This is a genomic window from Thiorhodococcus fuscus, from assembly GCF_042682685.1.
GTDB lineage: Bacteria > Pseudomonadota > Gammaproteobacteria > Chromatiales > Chromatiaceae > Imhoffiella > Imhoffiella fuscus.
Genome location: NZ_JBHUHX010000063.1, coordinates 22,593 through 30,500 on the forward strand (window position 1 = coordinate 22,593; position 7,908 = coordinate 30,500).

General features: G+C 62.5%; 8 protein-coding genes. 7 read left to right on the forward strand and 1 reads right to left on the reverse strand.

The features are described 5' to 3' along the window. Positions 1 to 3 precede the first annotated feature (3 nt). From ACFSJC_RS19855 to pyrC, 6 genes are all read left to right on the forward strand, one after another. Positions 4 to 1,257 carry a type II secretion system F family protein gene (locus ACFSJC_RS19855; protein WP_386029051.1) on the forward strand — a complete coding sequence of 418 codons (1,254 nt, stop codon included), beginning with the start codon at positions 4 to 6 and terminating at the stop codon, positions 1,255 to 1,257. Positions 1,258 to 1,260: 3 nt separating this feature from the next. Further along, on the forward strand, positions 1,261 to 2,151 hold the full coding sequence (locus ACFSJC_RS19860; protein ID WP_386029053.1) for a prepilin peptidase: 891 nt from the start codon (positions 1,261 to 1,263) through the stop codon (positions 2,149 to 2,151). A gap of 9 nt (positions 2,152 to 2,160) precedes the next feature. Continuing rightward, positions 2,161 to 2,769: a dephospho-CoA kinase gene (gene coaE, locus ACFSJC_RS19865; RefSeq protein ID WP_386029055.1), complete on the forward strand. Its 609-nt coding sequence runs from the start codon at positions 2,161 to 2,163 to the stop codon at positions 2,767 to 2,769. Between the two features lie 142 nt (positions 2,770 to 2,911). Continuing rightward, positions 2,912 to 3,181 (forward strand): hypothetical protein, encoded by a 270-nt coding sequence (locus tag ACFSJC_RS19870; protein WP_386029057.1) that lies wholly within the window; start codon positions 2,912 to 2,914, stop codon positions 3,179 to 3,181. A gap of 206 nt (positions 3,182 to 3,387) precedes the next feature. Beyond that, entirely contained in the window at positions 3,388 to 4,992 is a 1,605-nt protein-coding gene (gene pckA / locus ACFSJC_RS19875; RefSeq protein WP_386029059.1) for a phosphoenolpyruvate carboxykinase (ATP), read from the forward strand. A 101-nt stretch (positions 4,993 to 5,093) separates the two neighbouring features. Continuing rightward, positions 5,094 to 6,137, forward strand: coding sequence for a dihydroorotase (gene pyrC / locus ACFSJC_RS19880; protein ID WP_386029061.1), 1,044 nt, complete (start codon positions 5,094 to 5,096; stop codon positions 6,135 to 6,137). 17 nt (positions 6,138 to 6,154) lie between these two features. Here pyrC and ACFSJC_RS19885 read toward each other — a convergent pair whose 3' ends face one another. Beyond that, positions 6,155 to 6,937, reverse strand: a complete 783-nt coding sequence (locus ACFSJC_RS19885) for an MlaA family lipoprotein (RefSeq protein ID WP_386029063.1) — start codon at positions 6,935 to 6,937, stop codon at positions 6,155 to 6,157. Positions 6,938 to 7,073: 136 nt separating this feature from the next. Here ACFSJC_RS19885 and rnt point away from each other — a divergent pair, with 136 nt between their 5' ends. Next, positions 7,074 to 7,754: a ribonuclease T gene (gene rnt, locus ACFSJC_RS19890; RefSeq protein ID WP_386029065.1), complete on the forward strand. Its 681-nt coding sequence runs from the start codon at positions 7,074 to 7,076 to the stop codon at positions 7,752 to 7,754. The last annotated feature ends 154 nt before the right edge of the window (positions 7,755 to 7,908 follow it).

Sequence of the window (7,908 nt, forward strand, 5' to 3'; positions counted from 1 at the left end):
GCGATGGCGCTGGCAACGGCAGGCAAGGTCAAACCAAAGGCCAAGGCTCAGGCCGAACAGGCTCGGGTATTCACCTGGGAGGGTATGGATCGACGCGGTACCCGCGTCAAGGGCGAATCCCGCGCGCCCAGCATCAACGCGGTCCGTGCCGATCTGCGTCGGCAGGGCGTCAACCCGACCAAAGTCAAACCGAAACCCAAGCCGCTGTTCAGCAGCAAGAAGAAGATCACGAGCGCCGACCTCGCCGTCTTCACGCGCCAGCTCGCAACCATGATGGGCGCCGGCGTGCCGCTGGTACAGGCCTTCGACATCGTGGCGCGTGGACACGAGAACCCCTCGATGCAGGATCTGCTGCTCTCGATCAAGGCCGACATCGAAAGCGGAACCGGAATGGCGCCCGCCATGGCCAAGCATCCACTCTATTTCGACGACCTCGTGTGCAGCCTGGTCGCCGCCGGCGAGCAGGCGGGCGTGCTCGACATCCTGCTCGACAAGATCGCGATCTACAAGGAAAAGACCGAGTCCATCAAGGGCAAGGTCAAGAAGGCACTCTTCTATCCGGCGGCGGTCATCGCGGTCGCCATCATTGTGACCGTCGTCATCCTGCTGTTCGTGATCCCCCAGTTCAAGGAGCTTTTCACCAGCTTCGGCGCCGACCTGCCGGCCTTCACCCTCATGGTGATCGGGCTCTCGGATATCATCAGGGCCTGGTGGTGGGCAATCTTCCTGGGGATCGGCGCTGCAGTCTATGTGATCAGTTACACCTTCAAGCGCTCGCGCCGCTTCCGTGAGATCGTCGATCGGGCGGTCCTCAAGATCCCGGTCATCGGCGGCATTCTCAACAAGGCCGCGCTCGCCCGCTTCGCACGGACGCTCTCGACCATGTTCGCCGCTGGCGTTCCGCTGGTCGAGGCGCTGCAGTCGGTCGCGGGCGCGACCGGCAACATCGTCTATCAGGATGCCGTCATGAAGATGCGCGAGGAGGTGGCGACCGGTCAGTCGCTGCAGCTGGCGATGAGACAACGCGATATCTTTCCGCACATGGTGATCCAGATGACGGCCATCGGCGAGGAATCGGGCGCGCTCGACGACATGCTGGGCAAGGTCGCCGACTTCTACGAGGAGCAGGTCGACAACGCGGTCGACAGTCTGAGCAGCCTGCTCGAACCCATGATCATGGTGGTGATCGGCGGGCTGGTCGGCAGTCTGGTGGTCGCCATGTATCTGCCCATCTTCAAGCTGGCAGCGGTCGTTTGAGCCATGCCGATCGATGATCTGATTCTGGTGCTGGAGCAGCACCCCTGGCTGCTCCACAGCGGCGCCCTTCTACTCGGCGCCATTCTCGGAAGCTTCCTCAACGTGGTGATCCTGCGTCTGCCTCGCATCCTCGAAGCAGGCTGGCGGCGCGACTGCGCCGAACTCGTCGCCGAGACGCAAGCGGACTCACATCCGCTGCACGAACAACTGACGCTCTCCAGCCCGCCCTCGACCTGCCCGGCGTGCGGACATCGCATCCGCGCCTACGAGAACATTCCGATCCTCAGCTATCTTCTGCTGCGTGGCCGCTGCTCGGACTGCAAGACCCGAATCAGTCCGCGCTATCCGCTGATCGAGGCATTCACCGCGCTGCTGACACTGGTCGTGGTACTGCATTTCGGGATCGACTGGCAGACCCTAGCCGCCCTGGCCCTCACCTGGACCCTGATCGCGCTGGCCTTCATCGATCTGGACACCCAACTGCTCCCGGACAATCTCACCCTGCCCATGATCTGGCTGGGACTGATCCTGAGTCTGTTCGATCTCTTCACCGACGATCGTTCGGCAATCATCGGCGCCGTGGCCGGCTATCTGAGCCTCTGGACCGTCTTTCAGCTCTTTCGACTCGCGACCGGCAAGGAGGGCATGGGATACGGCGACTTCAAGCTGCTCGCCCTCTTCGGCGCCTGGCTCGGCTGGCAATATCTGCCGCAGATCGTCCTGCTGTCCGCACTGACGGGTGCCGTCCTGGGAGGGCTGCTGATCGCCTTCGGACGCCACCAATCCGGGAAGCCGCTGCCCTTCGGCCCCTTTTTGGCCGCTGCGGGCTGGATCAGTCTCATCTGGGGCGACCAGATCAATGAGACCTATCTGAGAATGACCGGCCTTGGATAGATCCTACGTATGCTGATCGTTGCATTGACGGGCGGCATCGGTAGCGGTAAGACCACCGTGGCCGACCGTCTGGCCGAATTGGGCGCTGGAGTCATCGATACCGATCAACTCTCGCGCGAACTCACTGCGGATAAGGGCCCCATGCTGCCGGACATCCGCGAGGCGTTCGGTGACGGCGTCTTCCACTCCGACGGGCGGCTCGACCGCGCAGCCTTGCGCCAACGGGTCTTCGAGGATCCGATCGCCCGCAAACGGCTAGAGTCCATTCTGCACCCACCTATCCGCCGCATGATGCTCGAACGCCTCGACGCACTCGACACGCCCTATGCGGTCATGGTCGTCCCCCTCCTGTTCGAGACCGGACAGCAGATCCTCGCTCAACGCATTCTTGTGGTCGATGTGCCGGAAGACGTTCAGATCGAACGGGTTCGAACACGCAGCGGTCTACCGATCGCCGAGATCGAACGCATCATCGCCTCCCAGGTCCCTCGCAATGTGCGTCTCGCCCGCGCCGATGACATCATCGACAACGCGGGGGCTCCGGATACACTGGAGCCCCAGATTCAGCGCATTCATCGACATTACATGGATCTGGCCGCTCGAACGCCCTCCCAATAGCCTCGACCTGCACACCAGATGACGAAGGTCTCATCGGCCATTGATTGCGTGTACGCTATTCGCTATTTTCTGCCGAAGCGCCGCGAAAAACACGTGGCGTGAAAACCTCAACATACGTTCGAGCACGTTAAGGGAGATAGCGATGACCAGAACCCCGCCCGATCTCGCCAACCTCGGCACCCGGCTCATCCTTGCCGCCTCGCTCATCGGAGCCCCGAGCGCCTTCGCCGCCTCGGCCTGCAAGGGCCTGGAGCGACCGGCCTGTGAGGGCAAAATGGACTGCCGCTGGGTCGAGGGGTACGAGAAACAGAACGGCTCACAAGTCTCCGGCTATTGCCGGTCCTCGCAGAAGAAGACGCACAACTCGAATCAAAGCACGAACAACGCGCCCTCATCCAAAACCAAGCAATAGAGTCGCTCCCGCACGACCGAGCCTTCCTGGCTCGGTCTCGCCCCGTGACACGCCCCAAGCGCCAATTCTTGACGCGGCGCAGACAAAAATCCAACAACCCCCAGTCGGCATTCGTTGTCTGTTTTAGCAAGGCCGCTTTATGGTGTAGTCTCGATTCAGTCACCCCTCGCTCGCCTCATCAGGCTGAATTCGTTGGAGTCTCTGCCATGCGTGTTTCCGGACGTCCGAACAGTGAACACACCCTCGATCAAAACGGCCTCTACAACCTCGAAACCGTCTATTGGAACCTACCGACGCCTGCGCTCTACGAGCAGGCGCTGAGGGCACGCGAAGGCGTCCTATCCCACCTGGGTCCACTCGTCGTGCGCACCGGTCACCATACCGGTCGCTCGGCGAACGACAAGTTCGTCGTGGAAGAACCCAGCAGCAAGGATCACATCTGGTGGGGGGAGGTCAACCGGCCGATCGATGAGGCCCATTTCGATCTGCTGCACCATCGGCTGGCCTCCTATCTGCAAATGAAAGAGGTCTATGTGCAGGACTGTTTCGTCGGCGCCGATCCGAAATACCGCATGCCGGTACGCATCATCTCGGAGCACGCCTGGCACAGCCTGTTCGCGCGCAACCTCTTCATCCAGCCGACCCCCGAGGAACGGGAAACGCTCGCGCCGGAATTCACCGTCATCGACGTACCGCGCTTTCACGCCATCCCGACCCTGGACAACACCCGCAGCGAAACATTCGTCATTCTGAACCTCGCCAAGCGCCTGGTGCTGATCGGCGGGACCAGCTATGCCGGCGAGATCAAGAAGTCGCTCTTCACCGTGATGAACTATCTGATGCCTTTTCGCGGGGTGCTGCCGATGCATTGCTCGGCGAACATCGGCCCAGATGGCCAGACAGCGCTCTTCTTCGGACTCAGCGGCACAGGCAAGACCACGCTCTCGGCCGATGCCTCGCGCACCCTCATCGGCGACGACGAACACGGTTGGAGCGCTGACGGGGTCTTCAATTTCGAGGGTGGTTGTTACGCCAAGATGATCAAGCTCTCGCCCACGGCAGAGCCCGAGATCTACGCCACGACTCAACGCTTCGGGACCGTGCTGGAAAATGTCACGGTCGAGTCGGAGGATCGCCACCTCAACTTGGACGACGATTCGCTGACCGAAAATACCCGTGGCGCCTACCACATCAGCGCCATCCCGAACGCCAGCGAGACCGGCATCGGCGGGCATCCGTCAGCCATCCTCTTCCTGACCTGCGACGCCTTCGGGGTGCTTCCGCCGGTCTCCCGGCTCTCGCCGGAGCAGGCCATGTATCACTTCATCTCGGGCTACACGGCACGCGTCGCCGGCACCGAAAAGGGGGTCACCGAGCCTTCGCCGGTGTTCAGCGCCTGCTACGGCGCGCCCTTCATGCCGCTGCATCCACAGCGATATGCCGAACTGCTCGGCGAGCGTCTGGCCAAACATGGCACCCAGGTCTGGCTCATCAATACCGGTTGGAGCGGCGGCCCCTACGGCGTCGGCGAGCGGATCCGAATCCCGCACACCCGCGCCATGGTGCATGCGGTGCTGGACGGCAAGCTCGACTGCATACCGACTCGGCCAGACCCCTTCTTCGGCCTTCAGATCCCCGAGTCCTGCCCCGAGGTGCCGAGCGAAATCCTGGATCCGCGCAGCACCTGGAAGGACGGCGCAGCCTACGACGCACAGGCCGCCAAACTCGCCGGAATGTTCCGAGCCAACTTCGCCAAGTTCTCCGATCAGGTCGACCCGCGCATCACCGCCGCTGGCCCGAACGCGAACTGAATCGGCAAGATCCTCGGGCCAGGGCCTCAAGGCCGCAATACGACCGACCACAGGCCGCTCTCGACAGGGCGGCCTGTCCTTTAACGCGAACCGCAGAGACGATGAATCCAACCACGACACTCGAGATCACCCGCCCGGACGACTGGCACCTGCACGTCCGCGACGGAGCCGCGATGGCGCACGCCGTTCGACTGAGCGCGCGCCAATTCGCCCGCGCCATCATCATGCCCAATCTGCGCCCTCCGGTCGTCACCAGGGCTCAGGCGCTCGACTACCGCGCGCGCATTCTCGCGGCGCTCCCGAAAGGGAGCGACTTCCAACCACTGATGACGCTCTATCTCACCGATCGCACCTCGCCGTCCGAGATCTCCGAGGCCCGTGCCAGTGGTGCCGTCTTCGCCTGCAAGCTCTATCCAGCAGGCGCCACGACCAACTCGGAGAGCGGGGTCACCGATCTCAGACTGATCTATCCGGCATTGGAGGCGATGCAACGCGAGGGGCTGCCGCTGCTGGTGCATGGCGAGGTCACGGACGCCGAGGTGGACATCTTCGATCGCGAACGGCACTTCATCGATCGGCGCCTCGCGGGCATCGTCGCCGACTTTCCGGGACTCAAGGTGGTCTTCGAGCACATCACCACGCGCGAGGCCGCCGATTTCGTACGCGAGGGACCCGGCACACTCGGCGCCACCATCACGCCGCACCACCTGCTCTACAACCGCAACGCTATCCTGGCCGGCGGTATCCGTCCGCATTTCTACTGCCTGCCGGTTCTCAAGCGCGAGTCGCACCGCGCCGCCCTGATCGAGGCCGCGACCAGCGGAAACCCCAAGTTCTTCCTCGGAACCGACAGCGCGCCGCATCCGATGCAGGACAAGGAATGCGGCTGCGGATGCGCGGGGATCTTCAGCGCCCATGCCGCAATCGAGCTCTACGCGGAGGCATTCGAACAGGCGGGGGCACTCGAACGGCTGGAGGCATTCGCGAGCCATTTCGGCCCGGACTTCTATGACCTGCCACGCAATAGCACGAAGATCAGGCTAAGCCGCGAACCCTGGCGGGTACCGAGCGACTACGCCTTCGGAGAGAACCGGGTCGTTCCGCTACGTGCGGGAGAATCGATCGGATGGCGCCTCCTCGACTGAGGAGACGCTCGGCGCGACTAAGGTGTCGACGGCTTCTCTTTAGCGTCGAAATCGACGTCGTTCCAGAAGTCGTTTTGCCCGCCCTCCGTCGGCGGGTTGCCATCGTAGACGAGGCTCAAACGACGCTGCAGATAGACGTCGCGCAGAAAGCTGTAGGGATCGATGGCTGCATCTTCGAGGATCTGACCTGCGGTCAGGAGATCGGCGCGCCGATCGACGACACGAAGACCGACCAGACCCCAGCGCACTTTATCCTCTCGCAGATTGATCAGGGGATCCGTGTAGATATCGCCGGCTAAACCGATGGTGTCTCGAATCGAACTGGGCCCCAGAAACGGCAGCACGAAATAGGCGCCGGGCTCCACGCCCCAGTAGCCCAGCGTCTGACCGAAATCTTCCTTGTAGCTCGGCAGACCCACATTGGTGGCCACGTCGATGAATCCCAGCACGCCGACCGTCGAGTTGATGAAGATACGGCCGACATCGCTGCCCGCACGCGACATCTTGAACTGCAGAACATTGTTCACCGCCGAGGTGAAATCAGCGATGTTATTGAAGAAATTGGTGACACCTCGGTCGACCGGCTCGGGCGTGACCGCCTGGTAGGCCTTGGCCACGGGCTGCATGAAGGCGCGGTCGAAGTCCGTGTTGAAACGATAGACGGCGCGATTGTAGGGTTCGAGAGGATCTCTCGGATCCGCGACCCGCTCTGGATTCGAGGCACAGCCGACCACCAGCAGGGCCGCGATCAACGCCCCAAAACGAGCCCGCCTTTCCCCTCGCATCTCTTCAACCTTCATGCCTAACGCCCCTCCCGACGGATTGGGCGCATGCTATCACACCGCACCGCCATCAACAGCGCCCCCAACGATGTTCGAGCGACCGACGGGACAGGATCTATTTGGCATTCTTCGCCCCGCCACTTATGCTGTCGCGATGAGAGACGAAGACCTGATCCCAGACGGCATCGCCCAACGCTTTCGCGGCTTTCTCCCCGTCGTCGTCGACGTGGAAACTGCGGGCTTCGATGCACAACGCCACGCACTGCTCGAAATCGCTGCGGTCATCATCCGTATGCGGCCCGACGGCCTGCTCGAACCGGCACAGACACTGGCCTGCCATGTCCTGCCGTTCGTGGGCTCGGAGATCGATCCACGCGCGCTCGCCTTCAACCGGATCGATCCCGACCACCCCTTCCGCGACGCCGTCTCCGAGCAGGATGCCCTCAACCGCATCCTCACGCCGATACGTCGCGCGGTGAAGTCGACCGGGTGCAACCGGGCCATCCTGGTCGGACACAACGCCCATTTCGATCTGGGCTTCGTCAAAGCGGCCGTGGAGCGAACCGGATTCAAGCGCAACCCATTCCATGCATTCAGCGTCTTCGATACCGTCACCTTGGGCGGACTGGTCTTCGGTCAAACGGTCTTGGCGAAGGCGTCGAAGGCGGCCGGCATGCAGTGGCTCCATAGCGAAGCCCATTCGGCCATCTACGATGCGGAGCAGACGGCGCGACTCTTCTGCACCATCGTCAACCGCTGGTACGAACTGGATCCGGTGAAATATTGGGAGCGGGGACCGGAAGGAATGGCAGAAATGATCGTGGATTCGAACTGAGTCGCGTGCCGGACGCATCCAAGGCGCCCGGCCGGCACGGACAGCGATCGACCTCCGGGCCGTTCAGGCCCCTGCGGACTCGGCCTTAGAGGGTGTTTACAAAATCATGTCGTTAACCGCCGAGCCAGGATTCGCGCTTCGGCGAGCCAAACCC